General features: G+C 73.6%; 17 protein-coding genes. 9 read left to right on the forward strand and 8 right to left on the reverse strand.

The features are described from left to right. Positions 1 to 117 precede the first annotated feature (117 nt). Positions 118 to 2,106, reverse strand: a complete 1,989-nt coding sequence (locus ACFRCG_RS25420) for a hypothetical protein (RefSeq protein WP_380035227.1) — start codon at positions 2,104 to 2,106, stop codon at positions 118 to 120. A 494-nt stretch (positions 2,107 to 2,600) separates the two neighbouring features. Here ACFRCG_RS25420 and ACFRCG_RS25425 point away from each other — a divergent pair, with 494 nt between their 5' ends. Then, complete coding sequence (locus ACFRCG_RS25425; RefSeq protein ID WP_380035230.1) at positions 2,601 to 3,434, forward strand: GntR family transcriptional regulator; 834 nt, start codon at positions 2,601 to 2,603, stop codon at positions 3,432 to 3,434. Here ACFRCG_RS25425 and ACFRCG_RS25430 read toward each other — a convergent pair. Both ACFRCG_RS25430 and ACFRCG_RS25435 read right to left on the reverse strand, forming a co-directional pair. Further along, positions 3,409 to 4,140, reverse strand: coding sequence for a GntR family transcriptional regulator (locus tag ACFRCG_RS25430; protein ID WP_379998041.1), 732 nt, complete (start codon positions 4,138 to 4,140; stop codon positions 3,409 to 3,411). The genes ACFRCG_RS25425 and ACFRCG_RS25430 overlap by 26 nt on opposite strands. A gap of 134 nt (positions 4,141 to 4,274) precedes the next feature. Further along, positions 4,275 to 5,807: an ArnT family glycosyltransferase gene (locus tag ACFRCG_RS25435; protein ID WP_380035232.1), complete on the reverse strand. Its 1,533-nt coding sequence runs from the start codon at positions 5,805 to 5,807 to the stop codon at positions 4,275 to 4,277. A gap of 198 nt (positions 5,808 to 6,005) precedes the next feature. On the opposite strand from ACFRCG_RS25435, the gene ACFRCG_RS25440 reads away from it, so the two are divergent. From ACFRCG_RS25440 to ACFRCG_RS25455, 4 genes are all read left to right on the forward strand, one after another. Next, on the forward strand, positions 6,006 to 6,371 hold the full coding sequence (locus ACFRCG_RS25440; RefSeq protein WP_380035235.1) for a hypothetical protein: 366 nt from the start codon (positions 6,006 to 6,008) through the stop codon (positions 6,369 to 6,371). 112 nt (positions 6,372 to 6,483) lie between these two features. Further along, the gene (locus tag ACFRCG_RS25445) at positions 6,484 to 7,023 is read left to right on the forward strand and encodes a TetR/AcrR family transcriptional regulator (protein ID WP_380035238.1); all 540 of its coding nucleotides are present in this window, start codon (positions 6,484 to 6,486) and stop codon (positions 7,021 to 7,023) included. Further along, positions 7,020 to 7,508 carry a DUF5360 family protein gene (locus ACFRCG_RS25450; RefSeq protein ID WP_380035241.1) on the forward strand — a complete coding sequence of 163 codons (489 nt, stop codon included), beginning with the start codon at positions 7,020 to 7,022 and terminating at the stop codon, positions 7,506 to 7,508. Before ACFRCG_RS25445 ends, ACFRCG_RS25450 begins: the two co-directional genes overlap by 4 nt. Before the next feature lie 97 nt (positions 7,509 to 7,605). Further along, the gene (locus tag ACFRCG_RS25455) at positions 7,606 to 8,088 is read left to right on the forward strand and encodes a peroxiredoxin (RefSeq protein ID WP_380035244.1); all 483 of its coding nucleotides are present in this window, start codon (positions 7,606 to 7,608) and stop codon (positions 8,086 to 8,088) included. A gap of 26 nt (positions 8,089 to 8,114) precedes the next feature. Here ACFRCG_RS25455 and ACFRCG_RS25460 read toward each other — a convergent pair whose 3' ends face one another. Beyond that, entirely contained in the window at positions 8,115 to 9,050 is a 936-nt protein-coding gene (locus ACFRCG_RS25460) for a S1 family peptidase (protein WP_380035247.1), read from the reverse strand. Between the two features lie 257 nt (positions 9,051 to 9,307). Between ACFRCG_RS25460 and ACFRCG_RS25465 the strand changes: the two genes are divergently transcribed. Together ACFRCG_RS25465 and fes are read left to right on the forward strand one after the other, a co-directional pair. Continuing rightward, positions 9,308 to 10,342, forward strand: a complete 1,035-nt coding sequence (locus ACFRCG_RS25465; RefSeq protein ID WP_380035250.1) for an ABC transporter substrate-binding protein — start codon at positions 9,308 to 9,310, stop codon at positions 10,340 to 10,342. A gap of 129 nt (positions 10,343 to 10,471) precedes the next feature. Then, positions 10,472 to 11,689: an enterochelin esterase gene (gene fes / locus ACFRCG_RS25470; RefSeq protein ID WP_380035253.1), complete on the forward strand. Its 1,218-nt coding sequence runs from the start codon at positions 10,472 to 10,474 to the stop codon at positions 11,687 to 11,689. On the opposite strand, the gene ACFRCG_RS25475 is transcribed toward fes, so the two are convergent. From ACFRCG_RS25475 to ACFRCG_RS25485, 3 genes are all read right to left on the reverse strand, one after another. After that, positions 11,675 to 13,141 carry a DHA2 family efflux MFS transporter permease subunit gene (locus tag ACFRCG_RS25475; RefSeq protein ID WP_380035445.1) on the reverse strand — a complete coding sequence of 489 codons (1,467 nt, stop codon included), beginning with the start codon at positions 13,139 to 13,141 and terminating at the stop codon, positions 11,675 to 11,677. The genes fes and ACFRCG_RS25475 overlap by 15 nt on opposite strands. A gap of 62 nt (positions 13,142 to 13,203) precedes the next feature. Then, the gene (locus ACFRCG_RS25480) at positions 13,204 to 13,419 is read right to left on the reverse strand and encodes an MbtH family protein (protein WP_380035256.1); all 216 of its coding nucleotides are present in this window, start codon (positions 13,417 to 13,419) and stop codon (positions 13,204 to 13,206) included. Continuing rightward, the gene (locus ACFRCG_RS25485) at positions 13,406 to 20,782 is read right to left on the reverse strand and encodes an amino acid adenylation domain-containing protein (RefSeq protein WP_380035259.1); all 7,377 of its coding nucleotides are present in this window, start codon (positions 20,780 to 20,782) and stop codon (positions 13,406 to 13,408) included. The genes ACFRCG_RS25480 and ACFRCG_RS25485 overlap by 14 nt, the downstream gene beginning before the upstream one ends. A 177-nt stretch (positions 20,783 to 20,959) precedes the next feature. Between ACFRCG_RS25485 and ACFRCG_RS25490 the strand changes: the two genes are divergently transcribed. Then, complete coding sequence (locus ACFRCG_RS25490) at positions 20,960 to 21,097, forward strand: hypothetical protein (RefSeq protein WP_380035262.1); 138 nt, start codon at positions 20,960 to 20,962, stop codon at positions 21,095 to 21,097. Next, positions 21,094 to 22,263, forward strand: coding sequence for a M20 family metallopeptidase (locus ACFRCG_RS25495; RefSeq protein WP_380035264.1), 1,170 nt, complete (start codon positions 21,094 to 21,096; stop codon positions 22,261 to 22,263). Before ACFRCG_RS25490 ends, ACFRCG_RS25495 begins: the two co-directional genes overlap by 4 nt. Positions 22,264 to 22,327: 64 nt before the next feature. Here ACFRCG_RS25495 and secA2 read toward each other — a convergent pair whose 3' ends face one another. Continuing rightward, entirely contained in the window at positions 22,328 to 25,108 is a 2,781-nt protein-coding gene (secA2, locus tag ACFRCG_RS25500) for an accessory Sec system translocase SecA2 (protein WP_380035267.1), read from the reverse strand. Positions 25,109 to 25,113: the final 5 nt, after the last annotated feature.

Raw genomic sequence — 25,113 nt, forward strand, 5'->3', positions numbered from 1 at the left:
GCGGGCGTGGCGGGTCCTCTTGTTTTGGTTGGGGGGTTTTTTTACCCTCCGCTGGGTGGCTCCCTTTAGCCGTCCCCGGGCCGCGCCCCCGGCCCGGGGGGGGGGGCCGCGCCGGGGTCAGTCGCCGATCTCCTGCAGGGTCTTGACCAGTTCGGCGAAGCCGATGCCCACCTCGTCCAGCACCCGGAGCAGGGCCGGCGGCGGGTCGCCGATCTGCCGGTTGAGCGGGCCGACCCGGCCAGGGACGCTCGCCAGGTCGCCGCCGCGGAAGCGCGACTCGGGGTCGGCCGGCGGGCGTATCTGGTAGCTGCGCCAGTTCCGGGCGGGCCAGTTCAGCAGCGTCAGGTCGGGCGCCTCCCAGGCCATGAACGCCCAGCGGCGCTCGTTGCCGGCCTGGATCAGCACCGGCTCGCCGTACTGCGCGAGCCGGGTCGCGGCCACCGCCGCGATCGGGACCGGGTTGCCGAACGAGCCGGTGATCCGCCAGATCCCGTCCTCGATGCCGGCCACCCAGCCGTGCGCGGCGAATTCCTCGATGGCCTCGGCGTACGGGCTGTCCTCCGGCGCGGGGGCGAACGTGGTGGTGCCGGCCGACTCGAACTCGGTCCCGGAGGCGACGTAGAGCGGCGGCGGAGTCGGAGCGGGCGCGGCGACCTCGACCGGACGCGGCGGCGGGCTCACGGGTGCCGCCGGCGCCCGGGGCGGCTCGGGGGCCTTGGGCGCGGCGGGAACGGGAGCCGGGGTCGGCGCGGCCGGCGTCGGCGTCGGCTCGGCTCGCGGTGTCACCCGCCGCTCGCTCGGCCGTGCGGCCGTGGCCGGGCTGTACGCGAAGACCACGCCGGAGTGCGTCACGCCGCCGTCGGCACGCGCAAGGCTGCCCCGCACCGCCGGGCCCTGACCGGCCGCCGGCGGGAAGGTCGCGCTCGTCGCGCCGGCCGGGACGATGCCCAACTCCCGCCAGGAGCCCGCCGATCCGTCGACGGACGTGGCGATCGTGACCGGCTCGCGGGCGGGCCCGGCGAGCACCACGTGCAAGCCCGCGCCGTCCGCTCGGGCGCCGAGCAGGACCAGTTCGGGCGTGGCCGCCACGCCGCGCAGCGCGTCCAGGTCGGCGGGCGCGACGGTGCGGCCCTCGCCGAGCGGCAGGACCGGGCCGCCGACGGTGTGTACCGCGAGGTCGAGACCGCCGCCGGCCGCCGCGGTGGTGCCGAGGCCGGCCCGGCTCAGGTCCGCGTTGCCGGTCAGCGCGGACCACTGCTCGCCGATCCGCCACTGCGCGAACCGGCCGTGCGTCAGCCGCTGTTCGGGCAGCACCCGCACCTCGGCGGGCCGCCCCGCGAGGGCCGCGCGCAGCACCGCGCCGGAGTAGCCGGACCAGTTCTCGTGTACGCCCAGCACCACCCGCGCGGGGGCCAGCCGGGCGACCAGCTCGCGCAGCGTCTCACCGGCCGGGTCCACGGCGGGGGCGTACAGGTGCAGCTCGTCCACCGGACCGTTCGGGAGCCGGTCGAGCAGCGGACGGTCGAGGTTGTCCAGGAGCCGGGCCTCGGGACCCGGGGACTCGTCCGCCAGGATGTGCCGCTCGGTCAGCAGCCCGGCGATCTCCCGCAGGTGCTCGGCGGCCCACGGTGCCATCGCCACCGCGTCCAGGTCCGGCAGCTTGTCCAGCCAGTCCGCGACGTCGGCGAGCAGTGCGTTGGAGGCGTCGTCCTCGGTCTCGACCACCGTCCACAGGCCGTCGTCGCCGGCCCAGCCGGGCAGTGCGGGGGTCCCGCCGCCGATCGCGATCCGGCAGGCGTGCTCGCCGATCAGTACGACCAGCTTGGCGCGCAGCGAGCCGGGACACACGGTGGGTGCGTAGAGGTAGTCCCGACCGGCGCCGCGCACCCGGCTCGGGTCGTACGCCTCCTGGGCGGCGTCGCCGAGGATGGCGACGCGGGCGGACAGGTCCCGGGCGAGTGGTACGGCGACCCGCTCCAGGAAGGGCAGGTCGACGCCGAGGCCGAGGAACAGCGCCTCGTGCAGGGCGGCCCCGTCGGCGCGCTCGCGCCATTCGCGCAAGAGCGTGACGGGGGATGCGGATCGGGTGTGCTGCGACGCGGTCATATGTCGATGTCCAAGGTCGTTCGTCCCGAGGGGGTGGCGTGCGGCTCCGGCTCGCGGACGCGGTCGGTGGAGCCTTCGACACGGTTTCGATGGTAGGCCCGGTCGTGCCGTGGACGAGGGGGGTCGGCGGGCGGAGGTACCCCGGGCCGGACGCCGAGCGGCGTACGGGCCGCGCAGGTCACGCCGGCGAGCATCCGAAACCACCTTCCTCGTCGCGAGGATCATCGCAGGAGCCGGCCCCGGGGAGGACGAAGGCCTCACCTGCCGGGCACCACGACGGGCCATGTCCGGGGGCGACGCGCCCCCGCGTCCATGTCGCCGATCCTGCTGTCTGAGATATTAGGCGCACCGGTCCGGGAAGGTGCCGGCCGCCTCGGGATCGCGCGCCGGCGGCGCCCGGCCGAGCCGATCCGGGCATCGATCGGGCTTTGCCGGTCTTCGCCGATTCGTGTGTGCGGACCCGACCGCGGCCGGGATCCGGAGAGAATCCGGGCATGACATCGAGCTCGCCGGCGCGCCCGAAGAGCCGGACCGCCGTTGCCCGCGAGGTGATCCGGCGGCGCATCCTGCGCCTGGAGATGCCGCCCGGAACGGTCTTTAGCGAGGGCGACCTGGCCGCCGCCCTGGACCTGGGCAAGACGCCGGTGCGCGAGGCGTTGAACCTGCTCACCCACGAGAGCCTGGTGGCGGTCGCGCCGCATTCGGGCTACCTGGTCATGCCGGTCACCCTGCGCGACGTCCGGGAACTGCTCGAACTGCGGGTGACGGTCGAGACGTTGCCGGCCCGCCTGGTGGCCGCGCGGGGCGAGGACACGGCCGGCCTGGACGCGGCGGCGCTCGCGTGGTGGCAGGCGACCGACGGGGATCGAACGGACGCGGTGCCGACGCCGGTCCAGGGTCTGGCCTATGGCGCCGCGCTGGCCGAACGGGCCGGCAACGCGCGGGCGGCCGAGGTCGAGGGGTACGTACTGCGCCACCAGCTGCGGCACCTGTACCTGGCCACCGCGCTGGGCGACCCGCACTGGCCCGCGCCCGACCGCTCCGCGCTGCCGGCCGCGCTGGCCGCGGGCGACCCGGACGGCGCGGCGGCCGTGGTCGAGGACGGGATCCGGGCCCTGGGCGCGGCGCTGTTCGCGACGCTGGTGCCGGCGGTGGCCGCGTACCTGAACCGCCCCGCGGACGGCGGGCCCGGGGGCCTGCCGCCCGACGCGGTGCTCGACCTGGACCTGGGCACGCTGCTCCGCGACGGCGACGGCGACGGCGACGGCACCAACGCCGTCGCCGTGCGGCCGGGCGGGGTGATCACCGCCGAGGCGACGGCCCGGTGATGTTCACGTCGAGCAGCGCGTCGTTGGCCAGCAACGTGTCGAGCACCCGCTCCCGACAGCCGGTCAGCCGGGTGTGCGCGGCCCGCCCGGCCGCCTCCGCGTCGCCGTCCGCCAGCGCGTCGAGAAGCGGACCGTCGTCCCCCGCGATCACCCGCAGGTGCGGCCCGTCGGCGGTGACGCACAACCGCAGCAGCCGATGGTGGGCGTACAGCGTGCCGGCCAGCGCGCGCCGCAGATGCCGGTTGCCCGCCAGATCGGCGATCACCAGATGCAGCCGGGTGTACCGCTCCAGCCAGGCGTCCGGCCCGGCCACCGGGGTCGGCGTACGCACCCACGCGCCCTCGCGCGCCGGCGCCGAGCCGACCTCCGCCGCGCGCCGGGCCACCGCCGCCGAGGCGTCCCGGGCGAGCACCCGATGCAGGTCGAACAACTCGCGCGCGGAGCGCAGCGTGACCCGGGTGACCCGGTAGCCGCTGCGCGGGATCACGTCGACGAACCCGTCCTCGGCCAGCAGCGCCAACGCCTCGTGCACGGGTGTCTTGCTCATGCCCAGCTCCTCGGCCACCGCCTTCTCGGTGAACCGCGAGCCCGGGGCCAGCTCCAGGTACAACACCCGGCGTCGGATCTCCCGATACGCCGATCCCGTCAGCGACCCCGGTCGCCCCTCGCCACCGGTGCGGTACCCGGGCGGACTCGCCTGCGCCATGACACTCCTCGGGACTCGGTACGAATCGGTACGACTCGGTCGGGTGCGATGTGGTGCGAGGTGGTGCGGTGGGACGCGCTGTGGTGCGATTCGGTGCCGTGCGGGCTCGGTGCTCGCTGCTTGGTGTTCGGTGCTCAGTAGAAGTGCCGCAGGTCCGGCCAGATACGGGACCAGGGCTTCGTGGTGCCCGCGCACAGCTCGACCACCGCGTGCTGCTCCTCGTTGTCGACCCCCTTGCCGTTGTCCACCCGGGTGACCAGCCGGCAGTCGACGAAGTCGCGATATCGCGCGGTGACTTCCCCCTCGCGCACGACCACGACGGGACCGTCGGCGCGGTCCGGCGGCGGACCCCAGTCGGCGAAGGACATGTGGCCCGAGTACGGCTTCGGCAACCCCCGGGCCGGGCCGTACCGGTCCAGCGCGCCGGCCTCGCCGTAGTTGCCCGCGAACAACACCGCCCGGCCGCGCTGGTCCGGCGGGATCCGCCCCCAGGCCACCGCCGCCGCGTCGGCCAACTCGGGCCAGCCGATCTGCTCGCCCTGCTCGGGGTTGATCCCGATCACCGCGTTCACCCGTCCGGCCGGCAGCAGCGGCAGCGAGATGACCGCGCTGGTGACGGTGGCGACCAGGAGCATCGAACCCACCGGCACCCGCCGCCCGGGCCGGCTCGCGGCCCACCGCACGGTCGGCTCGCACCCCGCCGCGACCAGCACCAGGAGCAGCGGCAGCGCGTAGTACGACTTGCCGCCGGAGGCGATCACGAGAACGCACAGCATCGCGTAGCCCGGCACTATCGAGCGTGCCCAGTCGATCTGCGGCGCGCGCAGCAGCCGGTGAGCGCCGGCCACCCAGATCGGCACGAACAGTGGTGACAGGTAGGCGATTTGCAGCGGGACGAACATGATCCGGTTCTTGATGCCGTCGTCCGTGCTGATCCCGCCCGCCACGGTGAACTGCGGCCAGTCGTGGGTGGCCTGCCACCACAGACCCGGCGCGCTCAGTGCGATCGCGATCGCCGCGCCGCCGATCAGCCACCGGCTGCGCAACACCTCGCGGGGGCCGACCGCGAACAGGCCCGCGAGCAGGGCCACCACGAGATAGCCGACCAGGTACTTGTTCAGCATCGCGAAGCCGACGGCGGCACCCACCGCGAGCCACCAGCGCCCGTCGCCGGTGCGCAGCAGCCGCAGGACGAACCACGCGATCAGCAGCCAGGCGACGATGTCCAGGGTCGCGGTGGACCACAGGTGACCGATGCCGAGCACGATCCCGGAGGTGGCCGCGCAGGCCGCCGCGAGCAGTTGGCCGGCCCGTCCGCTGCCGAACTCCCGGGAGATCAGGGCGACCAGGAGCACCGTCCCGGCGCACGCGAGGGCGGCGAATATCCGCAGGTCCTGCGGGTCGTCCCCGAACAGTTCGCCGGACGCCCGGGCGAGCAGCGGGGTCAGTGGAGGCTGGTCCACGTAGCCCCAGGCGAGATGTCGACCGGCCACGACGAAGTACAGCTCGTCGCGGTGGAATCCGTAGCGCGCGGACACCGCCGCCTGCAGCGCGAATACCGCGACCATGATCAGCACGATCGGTCGTCTGGCGAGCGGGGGCAGGGCGGGCGGGGCCGGGGCAGGCAGCAACGGTTCGGTCGACGTGCCTTTCTCCACACGGCTCATTAGGTCATGGTGCCGGATCGACGAGCGGTACGGCAGAGACTCGCGCGCGGGTCCGGACAACAAGTCGGGTCGGTGGAACGGACGGCCTAACGCCGTCGGGACGGGCGGTCCGACGTCGCCGGGGCGGAATTGGGGACGACCGTTTTCCGACGCGATGACCGGATCCCGGCGCACACCGTCCTTCGGGGGTGGCCTGCCATGGCCATGCGGGGTTCGGGGCGCTCGGTCGCGGGCCGGTATCGGCTGCGCGAGCATCCGCACATCGTCGGCGTGCACGACGTGGTGGTCGAGGACGGCGTGCCGTGGATCGTGATGGAGTACGTGCCCTCGCGCACCCCGGCCGAGGTGGTCGACGAGGACGGTCCGCTCACCGTGGCCCGGGTCCGGGTGATCGGCACGGCGCCGGTGGACGCGCGAGGAAGTCCGCGTCCGCGTCGACGGGGGTCACGGCGACCGACTACACGCTGCCGGGCTTCGGGCCGGTCGTGCGCACCGTGCCGGTCGTATCGCTCGACTCCTGACGACTTGCGGCAGGCCCGTCGTGCCAGGGCAACTCCCGTGTAGCGACCGGCGGATCGGGGCCGCGCTCGGCGCCGCGGCTGCTACGGTGGCTCCCGACCGTCCGGACGGTCCGGAGGGTTCGAGTGGGTTTTCACCCGGGGACGGGGGTGTGCCGATGCGTGATCGGCTGTTGGACGCGGTGGAACGGATATTGGTTCGGGACGGCGTGGAGTCGGTGCGGCTGGACGCGGTGGCCCGGGAGGCCGGGGTCAGCAAGGGCGGGCTGCTGCACCACTTTCCGAGCAAGCAGGACCTGGTGCGCGGGGTGGTCGAGCGGCTGGCCGATCGATTCGAGGCCGCGCTGCCCGAAGCCGGCGCGCCGCCCGGGGCGTTCACGCTGGCCTGGTTGCGGGCGAGCATCCCGGCCGAGTCGCCGACCGGCGATCGCAGCGGCGCCGACCAGGTCCCGCTCGCGTTGCTCGCCGCGGCGGGCGGGCCGGACGTACTGGCCGCGCTGCGGGCCCGCTACGCCCGCTGGCAACTCCGGCTCGCCGACGACGGTCTGGAGCCGGCCGTGGCCGATCTGGTTCGGATGGCCGTGGACGGCTGGTGGGCCGCGCGGCTGTTGGATCTGGGCGTGCCGCACGACGACGCGCACACCGAACTGCGGGCGCTGCTGGTCGAATTGGTCCGGACTCGAGGCGGCGCGGAGTGAGCGCGGGGGTGGGCGCGTGTGTACGCGAACTGCTCCCGGGCGGCGCGAGCCGTGCCGTCTCCCGGGTGCGGACCGTCGACGTGATGTGCTTCACCCGCGTCTCGATGGCCGTCGCCGACGTGGGCTTCCTGCTCTACTGGACGGTCACCCTGCTCGCGCTGCTCCCGGCCGAATACGCGTACAAGGACTACGCCGATCCGGTGATGAGCGACTGGAACTACTCGTTCGTGCCGCTCGACGTCGCCGCCGCGGTGACCGGGCTCGCCGCGCTGCGCATGGGGCGACGGATCGCACCGGACCGGGTGCACGCGCTGCTGCCGATCTCGCTGGTGCTGACCGCCGTCGCCGGCCTCCAGGCGGTGGCGTTTTGGACCCTGCGCGGCGACTTCGCGATCGAGTGGTGGTTGCCCAACCTGTTCCTGCTGCTGTTCCCGCTGCCCGCGCTCGCCCGGCTCGTGCGGCGCACGACGATCGCCCGGCCCTGACCGGGGCGGGTAACGTCACCACCCGGAACGCTTCGCGTTCCGCGCCCGCGGGCGGCTTTCCGGCCCGGACGCCCGACCCCTGCGAGGAAGCCCCCACGTGTCCAAGACCCCCGACATCGGCGCCCCGGCACCGGACTTCACCCTCGACGCGGTGCGCCTGACCGCGGGTGAGGCGATCCGCGAACCGCTCACCCTGTCGGCGCAGCGCGGCCGGCCGGTGGTGCTCGCCTTCTATCCCGGCGACGACACCGCGGTGTGTACGAAGCAACTGTGCTCGTACTCCTCGGGTTTCGAACAGTTTACCGATCTCGACGCGGTGGTCTGGGGGATCAGCCCGCAGGGACTCGACAGCCACGAGCGCTTCGCCCGCAAACACGGCCTGCGGATGCCGCTGCTCGCCGACACCGAGCATCGGGCCGTCGAGTCCTACGGCATCGGCATGGGCGGCAAGGCGCTGCGCCGGGCGGTGTTCATCGTGGACGCCCGGGGTGTGCTGCGCTGGAAGCACGTGGCGCTGGTCGGTCTCACCTACCGCGGGGTCGACACGCTGACGGCCCAACTGAAGTCGCTCGACGCCTGAGTTGGGCCGGAGAGTGGGGCTCGGCTTCAGAAGTTCAGCGGTTGCACGAAGGTCGGTGCCCCCTCGGTCGGCCCGCCGCTGATCAGGGCCACTCCCGTGGAGCCGGTGTGGACCGGGCCGCCGGAGTCGCCGGCGGCGCCGGACTGGGTGCTGCGGGCCAGGCCGGTGACCGGGCCCTCGGGATAGTTGACGGTGACGTCGAGGGCGTCGATGGTGCCGCAGCGGGTGCCGCTGGACGCGCCGGTGCCGCAGACCCGGTCGTCGAGGCGGGGGCGGCCGAAGGCGGTGATCGTGGTGGTGGCGTCGCCGTCGAGGATGTCGGGGTCCAGGGTGACGCCGTCCGCGCCGGGGACGACCGCCCAGTCGGCGCCCGGGAAGCGGGAGTCGCCGACGGTGCCGATGAGGGTGCCGCCGCCGTCGTACCAGGTGGGCGCGTCGTGGGCGCAATGGCCCGCCGTCGTGGTGGTGTTCGGGCGGAAACCGTTGAAGCCGGCGGTGCAGATGTAGACCGTGCCGGTGAGGCCGCTGTACAGGGTGCCGCCGCCGTGGAAGCCGGCGGCCGACCGCGGCGTCGCCGCGCCCGCCGGTGCCCGGGCCACGCGCGGGCGCATCGGGCTGTCCACCTCGGTGATCTCGACCAGCGCGGGGACCAGGCGGGCGGCGGCCAGGAAGCCGGCGGTGAGGGGGTCGGCGGCGCCGCGCAGGGTGGCCAGGGTCAGCGTGCAGCGGCGGTGGTCGACATACCAGTACTGGCCGGCGCCCGCCCGGCCGTCGAGTGCGAGCGAGTCGAGGCGGCCCTGCAGTGCGCGCAGTCGGTCGAGCCGGGCGGTCAGGCAACCGGCGCCGGATGGGTCGGCGCCGGCCGGGGTGGTGAGCGAGGTGAGCACGAGGACGACCGCCGCGGCCATCGCCCCCGTCGACCGCGTCACGGTGCTTCGTGTGGTCCGCGTGGTCCGCTTCATGCGGAAAACCGTACGGATCACGCCCGGTTCGGGCCGGCGAATCCGCGCCGAGGTCACCCGATCGGGCGCCCCATGCCCGCATCCGAGCGTGGGCATGGGGCGATTCCGCATTCCGGTGGCGCGTCGATCCGCGCGGGCGGATGTGTTCGCCGGCCCGGACCACCTTGCGCCGAATGCGCAAGGTAAGGCTAACCTAAGTGACGTCCTGGGGGTGCTGCCGTGTTCGCCCCCGTCCTTTCTCGTGCCCGGAGCCCCACATGACCACTTCTCTTCGCCCGCTCGTGACCGCCCGGCGGCGCGCGGTTCGGTTGCTCGCCGTGGCGGGGGCGGCCGGTCTGCTGCTCACCGGATGCGGATCCGACTCCGACTCCAAGTCCGATTCGAAGTCCGACTCGAAGCCCGCCGCGAGCCAGGGCGGCAGCGGGGGCGGCGACTCGGCCGGCGGCACTCGGACGGTCAAGGACGCCACCGGTACCACCGTTCAGGTGCCGGCCAACCCCAAGCGCGTCGTGGTGCTCACCCAGGAGGACCTGGACGCGGTGCTCGCGCTCGGCGTCAAGCCGGTCGGCATCACCAACGGCCAGGGCCTGGACAAGCCGCCCGCCTACCTGGCCGACAAGGTCAAGGGCATAGAGGTGATCGGCAACCTGCTCCAGCCGGTGATGGACAAGGTGATCGCGGCCAAGCCCGACCTGATCCTGGCCGGCGACATGCAGGACACCCAGATGCTCGGCCAGTTGCGCAAGATCACCCCGGCGACGCTGGTGACCATGGCGCCCACCGACGACTGGAAGTTGTCCTTCCGCGGCGTCGGCAACGCGGTCAACAAGCTGGAGCAGGCGAACAAGGTGATCACCGACTACGAGGCCAAGGCCAAGAAGACCGGTGAGGACCTGACCGCGAACAAGGGCGCCGCGGTGAGCATCGTGCGCTGGAACCCGAACGGCCCGAGCTGGATGGAGAAGCGCCAGTTCGCCAGTGGGGTGGCGCTGGACATGGGCCTGACCCGGCCGAAGGCGCAGGACAAGGACGGCAACGCGCACACGCCCGCGCTGAGCCTGGAGAAGATCTCCGAGATCGACGGCGACTGGCTCTTCCTCGGCACGCTCACGGCGGACGGCGCGAGTGCGCTCAAGGAGGTGCAGAGCAAGCCGGCCTACAAGGAGTTGAACGCCGTGCAGAAGAACCACGTGGTCACGGTGGACGGTTCGGTGTGGTCCACGCGCGGCGGGCCGCTGGCGGCCGACGTGGTGCTCGGCGACATCGCGAAGGCGCTGTCGGCGACTTCCTGAGCACGGGTCGGGTGAGCCGGGCCCGGTGATCTCGGGCCCGAGGACCCGGGCCGGGATCCCGGCCCGACCGGCTTCGGCCCGACTGTTCGTGATTCGACTGTTCTCGACCCGCGGAAGGCGACCGGCACCATGGACACTCCGATCCTGCACGCGCTGAGCCGGGCGGTCGACGCCGAACGCGCCGACGCCTGCGCCGAGTTCTGGGCCCGGGTCGAGGCGGTCGGCGCCCCGCTGGTCGAGCCGGATCCGGACGATCCCGGGCAGCGGCTGGTCACGTTCGTGTGGCGGGACGACCCGGCCGGGCCCGCCGGCGACGTGCTGGCGCTGCTGCACACCTTCACCGATCGGGACCGGCACGCGGGCGATCTGACGCCGCATCTGCTGCGTCCGGTGCCGGGGACGGATGTACGGGCGATCACCCACCGGCTGCCGGCCGGGCTGCGCGCGTCGTACCAGTTCTTCGTCGGAACCGGCTCGCGGGCCGAGACGCTGCGTACGGATCGGGCGGCCTGGCTGGGCGTGTTGGACGCCGCGGTGCCCGATCCGTACAACCACGCACCCACCCTGGCCGCCCGGGACGGCCGCAACCCCTCCTCGGTCCTGGCGCTGCCGGACGCCCCCGCGCAGCCGTGGGCGCGGCGTCGAGCGGGGATCCCGCGCGGCCCGCGCGAGGACACCACGGTCGACGGCCGGCGGGTGAGCGTGCTGCTCCCGCCCGCCATGGGACGACAACCCTGCCGGGTCGTGGTGTTGCTGGACGGGGAGGTGTGGGGGTCGGTGCTCGCGATCGGCGACACCCTCGACAACCTGCACGCCGACGGCCGCATCCCGCCGACCGTCGCGCTGCTCGTGGACACGATGGGCCGGGAGCGGCGGATGGCCGATCTCACCTGTAGCGAACCGTTCGTGGACTGGCTGGCCGACGTGTTGTTGCCGTGGGCGGGCGAACGGTACGGCGTGAGCGCGGATCCGGCGCACACCGTGCTGGCCGGGCAGAGCGCGGGCGGGCTGACCGCCGCGTTCGGGGCGTTCCATCGGCCGGACCGCTTCGGCAACGCGCTGTCCCAGTCCGGGTCGTTCTGGTGGCCCGATCCGGACGAGACCAACGACGGGCCGGAATGGCTGACCCGGCGGTTCGCCGCGACCGAGCGGCTGCCGATCCGGTTCCACGTCGAGGTGGGCCTGCTCGAATGGATGCTCGTGGCCGAGAACCGGCGGCTGCGCGACGTGCTGCGCGAGCGCGGATATCCGCTCACCTACGTTGAGTTCGACGGCGGCCACGACTACGCCTGCTGGCGCGGCGGGCTCGCCGTCGGACTCGTCGGACTGCTGTCAGCCGGAGGCTGACGCGCCGGTGGGTGCGGCCGGCGCCTCCTGGGCTGCGGCCTCGCCCCCGGTTTTCCCTCCACCCTCGACCCCCCGGTCCTCGCCCGGCTCCGCGTCGTCGAACGGCGGTGGTTCCGGCGCCTCGCGCGGCAGCCGCAGGGCGAACAGCGCGCCGACGGCGACCAGTCCGGCCGTGACCCAGATCGCGGCCCGATACGGCCCCGGCGCGCTCGCGTCGTGTCCGTCCGCGCCGCCCGCCTCGATCACCGCCGCGCCGGCCGCGATGCCCAGCGAGCCGCCGAGCGTGCGCACGATGGTGAACAGGGCCATCGCGTGGCCCATGTCCGGCGGTTCGATCCCGCCGAACCCGGCGATCTGTACGGTCAGCACCGCCGTGCCCAGCACCAGTCCGACGCAGAACATCAACACCCTTACCGCCCAGGCGTGATCGGCCACCCCCGGCAGCGCGAGCGCGCCGAACACCAGAGCGGCCAGGACCAGCGCGGGAGTGGTCAGCCGGCGCGGGCCCAGTCGCGGCAGCAGGCGATCCACCACCTGCGAGGCGAACATCAGCCCGACCGCTTCCGGGAACACCCCGAGCCCGGCGTCCAACGCCGAGGCGCCCAGCGCCGCCTGGTAGAGCAGCGGGAAGACGAACAGCACGCCCATCAGCCCCGCCGAGGTGACCAGCGCGAGTGCGGTGGCCGCGCCGAACGCCCGGTCGGACACCAGGCGAAGGCGCAACAGCGGCTCGGCGGCGCGCAGTTGATGGGCGATCGCGACCACGAGCAGGATCAGGCCGAGCAGGCCGCAGACGGCGATGGCGGGCGTGGTCCACCCCCGCGACGGGCCGAACCCGAGCGCGTAGGTGAGCAGGCCGAGGGTGGGCGTGGTGAGCCAGAAGCCGGTGCGGTCGAACGGGCCTGCCGCACCCGCCCGATGCTCGCGCAGCCCGTACAGGCCGAGCAGCACCGCGGCCGTGCCGATCGGCACATTGACCAGGAACAGCCAGTGCCAGGAGAGGTGTTCGGTGAGGAACCCGCCCAGCGGCGGGCCGAGGGCCGGCATCAGCGCGGTCGGCACGATCAGCCACTTGGCCAGCCGCATGCGCTCGTGCGGCGCGAAGGCCGTGAACAGGATGGTCATCCCGACCGGCGTGAGCAGCCCGCCCGCCAGGCCCTGGACCACCCGGGCCAGGACCAGCGAGACCAGGTTCTGCGACAACCCGCACGCGGCCGAGGCGGCGGTGAACACCGCGAGCGAGCCGAGGAAGACCCGCTTGGTGCCGTGGCGGTCGCTCAGCCGCCCGGCCACCGGCAGCGCGGCCACCAGCGCGACCAGGAAGGCGATCTCGACCGTATTGGCCGCCACCGCCGGGCGATCGAAGTCCTCCGCGATGGTGAGCAGCGCCGGGTTGACGATGGTCGAGTCCAGGCCGTTCATGCACATCGCGGCGGTGTAGACGAGCACCACGATCCAGGCGGAACCCCGGGGCGTGGCGGTCCGGGTCGCGCCCTGTTCGGTGTGTTCCGGGTTCACCGCGCGACCGGGCCGAGATCGGTCCAGTGCGTGGTGATCCACTCCAGCGCGGCCGGGCGCGGGCACGGCCCGTGCGCGATGGCCCAACCGTCCGGCACGGCGGCGAAGTCCGGCCACAGGGAGTGCTGACCGACGTCGTTCACCAGCACCAGAAACTCGCCGTCCTCGTCGTCGAACGGGTTCGTCGGGGTCTCGCGATCACGGCTGCTCATCGGTCTTGCTCTCCAATGCCGTCAGGCGGTCGGCGACCACGCGGGCGATGTGCGCGATCGGGCCGGGCAGGGTCATGTCCTTGTGCGAGCAGGCCACGTCGGTGTTGTCGATCCGACCGCTCACGTAGGGGGTCCAGGTGTCGGGGGTCAGCGTGTCGTCGATGGTGTCGACGGTGGCCCGGAAGAAGAGCACGTCGCCCCGGAAAACACGGTGGTCGAAGGCGCGGACGAGGTGATTGGTGTTCAGGTAGATGTCGCCCAACGCCTCGATCGTGGCCGGTTCCAGACCGGCCAGCGGACTGCCCTCGCGCTGCAACACCTCGATCACCGGGCCGAGTTCGAGTGGTGCGCCGGCCAGGCTCTCCGGTCCGTAGCCGCCCATCGTGAGCAGCGCCTCCAGTGCCTCCGCCCGGTCCGGGACGGGCAGTTCGCGAAAACCCTCGGCCGGATAGGCGTCCAGGATCGCGAGCAACTCGACCGGCAGGCCCAGGTCCTGGAGCCGGGTGGCCATCGCGTGCGCGATGATCCCGCCGGTGGACCAGCCGAGGAGTCGGTACGGGCCGCTCGGGTCCACCTCGCGCAGGCGGTCCACGTAGTGCGCGGCCAACTCCTCCAGCGTGGCGGGCAACGGCGCGTCGGCGGTCGCCGCACCGACGCCCTGCGCCTGGAGGCCGTGGATCGGCACGTCGGCCGGCAGGTGCCGGATCAGGCCCGTGTAGCACCACGACAGCCCGCCCGCCGGATGTACGCAGAACAGCGGCGTACGATCGCCGGGAGCGGCCGGGCGCAGCGGCAGCAGGACGTCCAGCGCGTCGGTGCGGTCGGTCTCCTCCAGGGCGGCGTCCAGGCCCGCGGCGGTGGGTGCCCGGAAGACGGTGCCGATGCCGATGTCGACGCCGAGCGCGGCCTTGATCCGACCGGCCAGTCGTACCGCGAGCAGCGAATGGCCGCCCAGGTCGAAGAAGTTGTCGTCGCCGCCGACGCGGGGTACGCCCAGGACCTCGGCGAGCAGTGTGCGGAGCAGTTCCTCGCGCGGCCCGCGCGGCGCCCGCCCGGTGGTGGTGGTCGGGGTGTACTCCGGGCGGGGCAGCGCCTTGCGGTCGAGTTTGCCGTTCGCGGTCAGTGGCAGGCGGTCGAGTACGACCACGGCCGACGGGACCATGTGCACGGGCAGCGTCGCGGCGGCGTGTTCGCGCAGCGCGGGTCCGTCGGCGGCCGGCTTCGCGGCGGGCTCGGCGCCGGGTGCGAGCGCCGGTTCGGCGGTGGGTTCGGCGACCACGTAGCCGACCAGGCGTTTGTCCCCCGGGGTGTCCTCGCGCAGGATCACCGCCGCGTCGGCGACCGTCGGGTGCGCGGCCAACACCGCCTCGATCTCGCCGAGTTCGACCCGGAAGCCGCGAATCTTCACCTGCTGGTCGGCGCGCCCGAGGTAGTCGAGCGTGCCGTCCGCGCGGCGTCGGGCCAGGTCGCCGGAGCGGTACATCCGGGTGCCGCGCTCGCCGAACCGGGCCGCGTGCGGGTCGGCGACGAAACGCTCGGCGGTGAGCGCGTGCCGACCCAGGTAGCCCCGGGCCAGGCCCTCGCCCGCGACGTACATCTCACCGCTCACCCCGGGCGGCACGGGCTGGAGGTACCGGTCCAGGACGTAGACGCGCAGGTCGGGGATGTTCACCCCGATCGTGCTCGCCGTGCCGGCGGCGGCCGAGGCGCGGTCCAGCGGGTGGTAGGACACGTGCACGGTGGTCTCGGTGATCCCGTACATGTTCACCAGGCGCGGCGCGTCGTCGGCGTGCCGTTCGTACCAGTCGGCGAGCCGGGCCGGCTCCAGCGCCTCGCCGCCGAACACCACGTAGCGCAGCGCCAGTTCGCGGCCGGGACGCTCCCGGTCGGCGGCCACCGCCTGATGGAACGCGGACGGCGTCTGGTTGAGCACGGTGACCTGCTGGCGGGCGAGCAGGTCCAGGAAGGCGGCCGGGTCCCGGCTGATCGTGTGCGGCACCACCACCAACCGGCCGCCGAACAGCAGCGCGCCCCACAACTCCCAGACGGAGAAGTCGAACGCGTAGGAGTGGAACAGGGTCCACACGTCGTCCGGGCCGAAGCCGAACCAGTGGTCGGTCGCGGTGAACAGGCGGGCCACGTTGTGGTGGGTGACCGGCACACCCTTGGGCCGGCCGGTGGATCCGGAGGTGTAGATGACGTAGGCCGGGTCCGACGGGCGCAGCGGACGTTTGCGCTGGGCCTGGGTCAGGTCGAAGCCCGGGTGGGCGTCGGCATCGTGGCCGTCCACGTGGATTCGGGGCAACTCGTGCGCGGGCAGCCGGGGAGCGGTCGCGGTGTCGGTGAGCAGCGCGGCGGGACGGGCGTCGTCGAGCATGTAGGCCAGCCGATCGGCCGGGTAGTCGGGGTCCAGCGGCAGGTAGGCGGCGCCCGCCTTGGCCACCGCGAGCAGCGCGACGACCAGGTCGAGCGAGCGCGGCAGGGCGAGCGCGACGATGTCGCCGGGGCCGATGTCGCGCGCCACCAGGAGCCGGGCCAGGCGGTTGGCCCGGGAGGAGAGTTCGGCGTAACTGAGCGACAGGCCCTCGCAGTCGACCGCGGTCCGCGCGAAGTGCTCCGCCGCGACGCGCTCGTAGCGGGCGACCAGGGTGGTGGAGGAGGTGGCGGTCGCGGTGGGGCCGACGTTCCATTCGACCAGTGCGCGGTGTCGTTCGGCCTCGTCGAGCAGCGGCAGTCGGTCGATCGGGGTGTCGGGTGCGGCGACGGCGGCGCTCAGCAGCGCGGCGAGTCGGCGGGACAGGCCCAACGCGGTGGTCCGGTCGAACAGATCGGTGCGGAACTCCAGGAAGCCGCCCAGACCCGGGCCGGGTTGCTCGCCCACGTTCAAGGTCAGATCGAACTTCGCGGTGCCGGTGGGCGTGGCCACCATGCGCGCGCGCAGCGGGCCGAGCGCGAACTCGGCGTCGGGGCGGGACTGCCACGCGATCATCACCTGGAACAGCGGGTGGCGGGCCAACGATCGGGCCGGATTGAGTTCGTCGACGACCCGGTCGAAGGGCAGGTCGGCGTGGTCGTAGGCGGCCAGCGTGGTGGTACGGACCCGGTCGAGGAGGGTGCGGAAGTCGGGGGAGCCGGAGGTGTCCGTGCGCAGGACCAGGGTGTTGACGAAGAACCCGACCAGGTCGGCGGTGGCGTCGTCGTCGCGGCCCGCGACCGGGGTGCCGAGCGGGATGTCGGTACCGCAGCCGTGCCGGGTGAGCAGCGCGGCGAACGCGGCCTGGACGGCCATGAACACGCTGGTCCCGCTCGCCCTGGCCAATTCGACCAGGCCGGTGTGCGTGGTGGCGTCGAGCCGGAACGGCACGGTGTCGCCCGCCGTCGAGGCGATCAGCGGCCGGGGTCGGTCGGTGGGCAGCGCCAGTTCGTCGGGCAGCCCCGCCAACGTGGCGCGCCAGAAGTCGAGTTGTCGCCGGGCGAGGGGGGTCGGGTCGCCGGGGTCGCCGAGCAGCCGGGCCTGCCACGCGACATGGTCCGAGAAGCACACCGGCAGCGGCGCGAGATCGGGCGCGCGGCCGGCCACGCGCGCGGTGTACCCGGCCGCCAGGTCGCGGGCGAGCGGGGTGGTGGAGGCGCCGTCGCCGGCTATGTGGTGCAGCAGCAGCACCAGGGTGTGGGTGGTGCGGTCGGCGGTGAACAGCGTGGCGCGCAGCGGTGTTTCCACGGCGAGGTCGAAGGGGTGGCGGACGGCGGCGGCGAGTTCGGCGGCGGAGGCCGCGATGTGCAGGGTGGGGCGGGCCCGATCGGGGCTCAGGATGTGCTGGTACGGCGTGTCCTCGACGGCCGGGTGCACGGTGCGCAGCGTCTCGTGCCGCTCGACCAGGTCGGCCAGCGCGAGGTCGAGCGCGGCGCGGTCCAGCGGTCCGGTCAGGGTCAGCACCAGCGGGATGTTGTAGGTGGGGCTGGGTCCTTCGAGCCGGTACATGAACCACAACCGCTGCTGCGCCGGGGACAGCGGCAGCCGGTCGGTGTCGCGCGGGACTGGGGCGAGCGCGGGACGCGGCTCGGGACGGGCGCCGGCGCGAGCCAGTTCGGCCAGGCCCGCCGGGGTCGGCCGGCGGAAGACGTCGGCGAGGCCGATCGGGGACCGGAAGCTCTCCCGGGCCCGGGCGGCCAACCGCGCGGCGAGCAGCGAGTGACCGCCCAGTTCGAAGAAGTCCGCGTCCCGGTCGGGTTGTTCGGGCAGCGCCAGGACGTCCGCGAACAGATCGCACAGGATCTCCTCGTGCAGTCCGCGCGGGCCCTCGCGCAGGCCCGGCGCGGTCGGCGCGGGCTCCGGCAGCGCACGGTGGTCGATCTTGTCGTTGGCGGTGCGCGGCAGTGCGGGCAGCACCTGGATCGCCGCCGGCACCATGTGCTCGGGCAGGGCGTCGGCCAGGTGCGCGCGCAGCGCCTCGGGCGCGGGGGAGCGGCCGGCGACGGGCACCGCGTAGCCGAGCAGGCGTTTGCCGTGCGCGCCCTCGCGGGCGATCACCACGGCCTGGGCGACGTCGGGGTGGGTGGCCAGCACCGCCTGGATCTCCCCGGGTTCGATCCGGAAGCCGCGGATCTTGACCTGCTCGTCGGCGCGCCCGAGCAGTTCGAGGGTGCCGTCGGCGCGGCGGCGGGCGAGGTCGCCGGTGCGGTACATCCGGGCGCCCGGGTCGCCGTGCGCGGCGCCGAACGGGTCGGCGACGAAGCGCTCCGCGGTCAGGTCGGGCCGGCCCAGGTAGCCGCGGGCCAGGCAGGCGCCCGCGATGTGCAGTTCGCCGGTCACGCCGACCGGGGTCGGCCGCAGCGCGCCGTCCAGGACGTAGGCGCGCGAGCCGCGCACGGGCCGGCCGACGCCGTCCGCGTCCCAGAAGTAGGCGTCGACGGTGGTCTCGGTCGGCCCGTACAGGTTCAGCGGCCGGCTGCCCGGGGAGGCCGCGAGGCGGCGCCACAGCGGCTCGGGCACACTCTCGCCGCCCACCACCAGGATCGCCGGGTGGTGCCGGTCGGGGTCCAACAGGCCGTCGGCCAGCAGGACTTCGGCGTAGGTGGGAGTGACGTCCAGGTAGTCGAGGCGGTGTTCGCGCACGTACGCGATCAGCGCGCCGGGGTCGCGGTAGGTCGCGTCGTCGAGCAGGTGCAGTTCGTGGCCGTGCACCATCCACAGGACCGGGTCCCACGACGCGTCGAACGCGAACGACGCGCTGTGGCCGATCCGCAGCCGCTCCCGGCCGGTGCGCTCGACGGCGGGCGCGATGTGGTCGGTGCCGTGCCCGGCGTACAGGTTGGCGAGCGAGGCGTGGGTGACCGCGACGCCCTTGGGCCGGCCGGTCGAGCCGGAGGTGTGGATCACGTACGCGGTCTGCTCGGGGCGCGGCGGTCGCGGGGCCCGGTCCGCATGCGCGGCGAGCCGGGCGCGGGTGCCCGGGTCGTCGAGGACCAGTGTGCGGACGCGGTGCGCGGGCAGGGCCGCGAGGGTTTCGGCGGTGCCGATCAGGCACGCCGGCCGGGTGTCCGCCAACACGTCGGTGATCCGCCGGGCGGGGTGGCCCAGATCGAGGAACTGGCAGACGCCGCCCGCCTTGAGCACGGCGAGCAGCGCGACGGCGGTGTCGGCGCCGCGGTGCAGGGCGACGGCGACCGGGACCTCGGCGGTGACGCCGGTCGCGATCAACTCGTGCGCGAGCCGGTTGGCGGCCGACTCGAGTTCGGCGAACGTACGCGCGTCGGCGCCGGCGCGGACCGCGACCGTGTCGGGGGTGCGCGCGGCCCGGCGGGAGTACAACTCGGGGAGCGTCGCGTCGACCGGCGGTTCGGCGCGGCCCTCGGTCGCCGCGTGCGCCTCGGCGGGGGTGAGCAGGTCGATCCGGCCGATCGGCAGCGCCGGCGCCTCGTGGAGCAGCGTGACCAGGCCGTCGAGGTAGCGCAGCAGGCCGCGTTCGTGCTCGGCCAGGGAGGTCGGGTCGTAGCGGTCGCGGTGCGCGTCCAGGTCGATGCGCAGGCCGCCGGCGGGGGTCGGCACCACGCCCAGGGCCAGGTCGTCGATCGGTCCGGCGGCGAGGTTGTGCACCCGGCCGACCGCGTCGCCGAAGACGAGGTCGCCCTCGAAGGTCTTGATGTTGACCATCGGCCCGTAGAGCGGCTGTTCGCGACCGGCGGCGCCCAACTCGCGCAGCAGGTCTTCCTGGCGGAAGCGCTGGTGGCGGCGCACCGCGCGCAGTTCGAGCACGACTCGGCGCAGCAACTCGGGTGCGGTGTCGCGAGGTTGTACCGCGATGCGCATCGGCAGGATGTTGACCGTCATCGCGGGCGTGCGCAGGGCGGTGACGCTGCGCCGGTTGAGCAGGGGCAGCCCGAGGGTGATCTCCCGCGCCCCGGTGACGCGGTGCAGGTATCCGGCGGTGGCGGCGAGCAGGAGTTCGGCCCAGGTGGCGCGGACGGTGGTCGCGGCCTCGGTGAGGCGGGTGGTGCGGTCGGCGTCGAGTTCGAGGGTGCGGTGCAGGATCGGCGAGGCGGGGGAGGGCGGTTCCGGCCGCGCGGGCTGCGCGTGCTTCGGTTCCGCGTGCCCGGGTTCCGCTTGCTCCGCTTCCGCCCGCGACGGCGGGATCGGCGCCGTGGGTCGGGATTCGGCCAAGGTCACGGATCGGGGTCGGTCCGCGAGATGTTCCAGCCAGAATGCGCGATCGGTGTCGTACGCTTCGCTCGCTCGGTAGTCGGCCTCCTCCGCGACCAGTTCGCGCAGGGTGCCGAAGGGGTTGGGGGTGGTCGTGGCATGGGTGGCGAACGCGGTGTACAGCTCGGCCACGCGCCGGCCGATCAGGGTGAGTGCGTACGCGTCCACGGCGATGTGGTGGACGCGCCGGTACCACCAGTGGCGGTCGTCGGCGAGCCGGAACAGCGTGTGGGTGACCAACGGACCGGTGGTCGGATCGATCGGCCGGGCCAGGTCGGCGCGCAGCCACTCCTCGGCCGCCGCCTCCGGGTCGGCGGCGGTGCGCACGTCGATGCGGTGCAGGGGGTCCTCGCGGCTGTCGGCGGTGGATCGTACGCCCTGGACCGGGGTTGCGTCCGGGCCGATCGACACCAGCAGGTTCAGCGTCTCGGCCTCGGCGCCCACTTGGCGCAGGGCCCGCGCGAACAGGTCGGCGTCCAGCGGGCCGCGGATCTCGATCCGGTCGGCGGTGTTGTACTCGGGGTCGTCCGGGGCCAGGGCCTGCGCGTAGTGGATGCCGGCCTGGGCGGCGAGGAGGGGCAGCCGTACGGATTCGGGGACTTCGGGGCCGTCCCGACTCGGGTCGGCGTCCGTGACCGTGGGCTGGGCCGGGTAGTGACGCATGGTGTGGGGACTCCCGGAATGCGACGAGGGCAGGCGGAGCGTACCGATCCCCGGCACGCCAAGTTAGGTAAGCCTAAGCTATCTTTCGAATGCTCGACGGGGCGCCCCCGGGAGCGGCGGAACTCGATCAGGCGGAGCTCTCGATCAGGCGGAGCTCCCGAAGGGACGGAGCTCTCGGTGACGTGCGCGACGCGGCTCGCGCAGGAGCTGTCGGTGCGGCCCGCGACGGGGCTCTCGGTGCGGTTCCGGACGCTGCTCTCGAAGCGGCCCTCGATGCAGCTCTCGCTGAAGAACATGAACTGGAGCGGAACATGAGCGTGGCCGACGTGGCGAACCTACCGGCCTCGGACGCCGACCGGGCCGCGATTCGCGATCGAGTCCTGACGAACCGCGACGAGTTGCTCGCGCTGAGTCGACGCATCCATGCCTACCCGGAGCCGGCGTTCACCGAACACCGGGCCTCCGCTTGGTGCGCGGAACTGCTGCGGGCGCACGGTTACACCGTCACCGCGCCCGCGCACGGCCTGGAGACGGCCTTCGTCGCGACCGTCGGCACGGGACCGGTGACGGTGGCCATCGCGTGCGAATACGACGCGCTGCCGGGCCTGGGACACGCGTGCGGACACAACCTGATCGCGGCGGCGGGGGTCGGCGCGGCCCTGGCGCTCGCTCCGGTCGCCGGGCAACTGGGCCTGACCGTGCGGGTGATCGGCACACCCGCCGAGGAACGCGGCGCGGGAAAGGCGCTGTTGCTGGAGGCGGGCGCGTTCGACGGAGTGGACGCCGCGATGATGGTGCACCCGTGTCCGTTCGAGGTGGCCGAATTCCGCTCCTTCGCGCTCGGCACGCTGTCCGTGGAGTTCCTGGGCACCGCGGCGCACCCGAGCCTGAATCCGCACGAGGGCCGCAGCGCCGCCGACGCGCTGACGGTGGCTCAGGTCGCCCTCGGGCTGCTGGGGCGGCAGTTGCCCGCCGACTGGAGGGTGCACGGGATCACCACGGCGGCGGGCACCGCGCCCAACGTGGTTCCGGAGCGGGCCACGGCGGAGTACGAACTGCGCACCACCGACGCCGCCGACCTGGCCGAACTGCGCACCCGGGTCGAGGCCTGCTTCCGCGCGGGCGCGCTGGCCATCGGCTGCGAGGTCCGGCTGACCCGCCCCGAGCCGGACTACCTCGACTTCCGCACCGACCCGACCCTGATCGCCCTGTGGCGTGCCAACGCCCGGGAGCTGGGCCGCCCGGAACCCACCACGCGCCCACCCTTCGCCTGCACCGACATGGGCAACGTCTCCCACGTCATCCCCACGATCCACCCGGTCCTCGACATCACGGGCGGCACGAGCGCCCCCCACGAACCGGCCTTCGCCGAAGCCGCCGTCTCCCCACAGGCCGACCAGGCCCTCCTCGACGCCGCGATAGCGATGGCCTGGACCGCGGCCGACTACGCGACCCTGCGCCACAACACCCCTCACCACTGACAAAACCCCGCCGCCGCCCGACCCCGAACGCCGGGAACCGAACCGACCGGCCAGGGTGTGCTTTTCAGTCGTTCCCGGGTGTGGTGGGGAGGAGTTTTCGGGTGATTGTGGTGAGGAAGGGGTCGCGGAGGCTTTGGAAGGGTTGGTCGTCCACCATGTAGGTCCAGGTGGTGCTGGGGCGGGTGAGGTTTGAGGCTTCCCTGTCGAGGCCGGACCTGGTGATTTCGGCGGTGTCGAGGGATTCGGCGGCGGTGCGTCGGGCGCGTTGGATCAGGGGGGCGAAGGCTCGTTGGGTTTCGGCGTGGAAGGCGTCGATGGGGTTTTGGCGGGCCAGGGCGCGTAGGTGGATGCCCTCGCGGAGGTCGGCGGTGCGGGCCAGGTGGTCGGTCCAGGCGCGGTCGAGGGCGTGGAGGAGGAGTTGGCGGGCGGCCTCGGCCAGGACGGAATCGCCCACCTCTTCGTGGAGTTCCGCCCAACGGTCCGGGTTGAGGTCGGCCAGGATGACGGCCGCCGCGTCGTCGTGCAGGACGTCGTGGCGCAGGGCCAACACCTCCTGGCGTTGCAGGTGGAGTTGTTGGTTGTACATCCACGTGGTGCGGTGGGTGTCGAACAGGGCGCCTTCGGCGACTCTTTGGGCCTGTTCGACGTAGCGGCGCACGGCCGCGTCGAGGATGCGGCCGTCGGACTCGACCCGGGCCGCGCGGGGCGGGGGGTCGGTGGTGTGCCGGGTGATGGACTCGTCGTCGAGGCTGGTCAGGAAGACCGAGGTGCCCGGGTCGCCCTGACGGCCGGCACGGCCGCGCAACTGGTCGTCCAGGCGTCGGGTGTGGTGTCGGCCGACTCCGACCACGAGCAACCCGCCCAGTTCGACGACCCGTTCGTGGTCGGCCTCGTCCGCGCCGCCGAGGCGGATGTCCGTACCGCGTCCGGCCATCTGGGTGGACACCGTGATCGCGCCGATCGCCCCGGCCTCCGCGATGATCGCCGCCTCGCGGCTGTCGTCCCGGGCGTTGAGCACCGCGCACCGCAGGCCCGACTCGCGCAGCGCGGCGCCGATCCGCTCCGACGCGGCGACGTCGCGGGTGCCGATCAGGATCGGTCGGCCCGTGGCGTGGGTGCGCCCGACCAGCGCGATCAGCGCCGCGTCCCGGGACTCCTCGTCGTCGTAGAGCCGATCCGGCTCGTCCACCCGCACGCAGGGCAGGTTCGGCGGCAGGTCGCCCGTCTCCAACCGGTAGAACTCGCGCAGTTGCTCGGCGACGATCACCGCGGTGCCGGTCATCCCGGCCACCGTCGGATAACTCCCGATCAGGTCCTGCACGATCAGCTGGTCCAGGACCTCCCCGCGCGGCCCTGCGGTCAGCCCCTCCTTGGCCTCCACCGCCGCGTGCAACCCGTCGGGCCAGCGCTGCCGTTGGGCGACCCGGCCCCGGTTGGCGTCGACCAGTTTGATGCCGCCCTCGCGCACCAGGTAGTCCACGTCCCGGCGCAGCAGCGCCCGCGCGTACAGGGCGACGTTGACCTGGGACAGGCGCGCGTCCATACCCCGCGCGTACAGGTTGTCCACGCCCAACGCCCGCTCCACCTCGGCCACGCCCGTGTCGGTGAGCTGTACGGTCATCGCGTCCGACGCGGCCTCGTAGTGCCGGCCCTCGACCAGGTCCGCCACCACCCGGGCCGCCTCCGCCTCGTCGGACCCCGCGGCCGTCCCGCCGGCCAGGACGAGCGGGATCCGGGCCTCGTCGATCAGCACCGCGTCGGCCTCGTCGACGATCGCCACATCCGGTGCGGGCAACACCAGTTCGGCGACATCCGTACGCAACCGGTCGCGCAGCGTGTCGAAGCCGACCTCGGTGACGGGCACGTGCACCACGTCGCGGCCGTAGGCGGCCCGCCGCTCCGCCGGGGTGGATTCCTGGGTCACGTGCGCCACCCGCACGCCGAGCAGGTCGTACACGGGCCCCATCCACTCGGCGTCGCGGCGGGCCAGGTAGTCGTTGACCGACAACACGTGCACCCGGCGGCCCTGGAGCGCGAACCCGGCGGCGGCCAGCGCGCCGACCAGGGTCTTGCCCTCGCCGGTGGCCATCTCCACCACCGTGCCGCGCAACAGGCTGAGTACGCCCAGGAGTTGCACGTCGTAGGCCCGCTCGCCCAGAGCCCGGCGGCCGGCCTCGCGCCCCAGCGCGCACAACTCGACCATGGCGTCGTCGTCCCAGGGCGTGCCCGCGATCCCGGATGCCCGGCCGGCCCGACCGAACCGGCCGCCGGAACGCACGGCGGCCTCCGGCTCGGGCTCCGCGCCGCCGACCCGTACCCGTAGCGTGTGCGCCGCCGCACGCAGTTCGGCGTCGGACAGCTCGCGCAGCGCCGCCTCGCGTTCGGCGGCACGCCGGACCAGGGGGCGCAGGCCCGTCGGGGTCACGCTTCCGGGCTTGCCCAGGAAACGACGGACGGACCGGGTGAGAGCACCGGACGAACCCACTGGGCCTCCACTTCCAAGGGGCGGATGGCGCCCCTGTCGTCGGCGGCCGCGGCGACGGCGACGTCGGTCGAATGCCGGGCGACGCGCGGTGTACCCACCCGCGCCCGCCCGTTCCGTACCGCGCCCCCGCAACCCGACACACACATCACAACCTCTGCCCCACGTCGCCGAGGATCCGGTCGGTGCGGCCGTTCGGACAACGAAGCGAGGTCCACGGCTGTTCCCTGTTCGTGACCCGGATTCCCTGTCCGTGATCGCATACCCCGCGATCGGTGACCCCGGCCGGCGGGATCCGGCCGGCGACCGGTGCGGCGGCCCGGATTCCTTGCGATTCAGTCGTCGCGCAGATAATCTCTGCACAGGCT

It is taken from the genome of Embleya sp. NPDC056575, assembly GCF_042793325.1.
GTDB lineage: Bacteria > Actinomycetota > Actinomycetes > Streptomycetales > Streptomycetaceae > Embleya.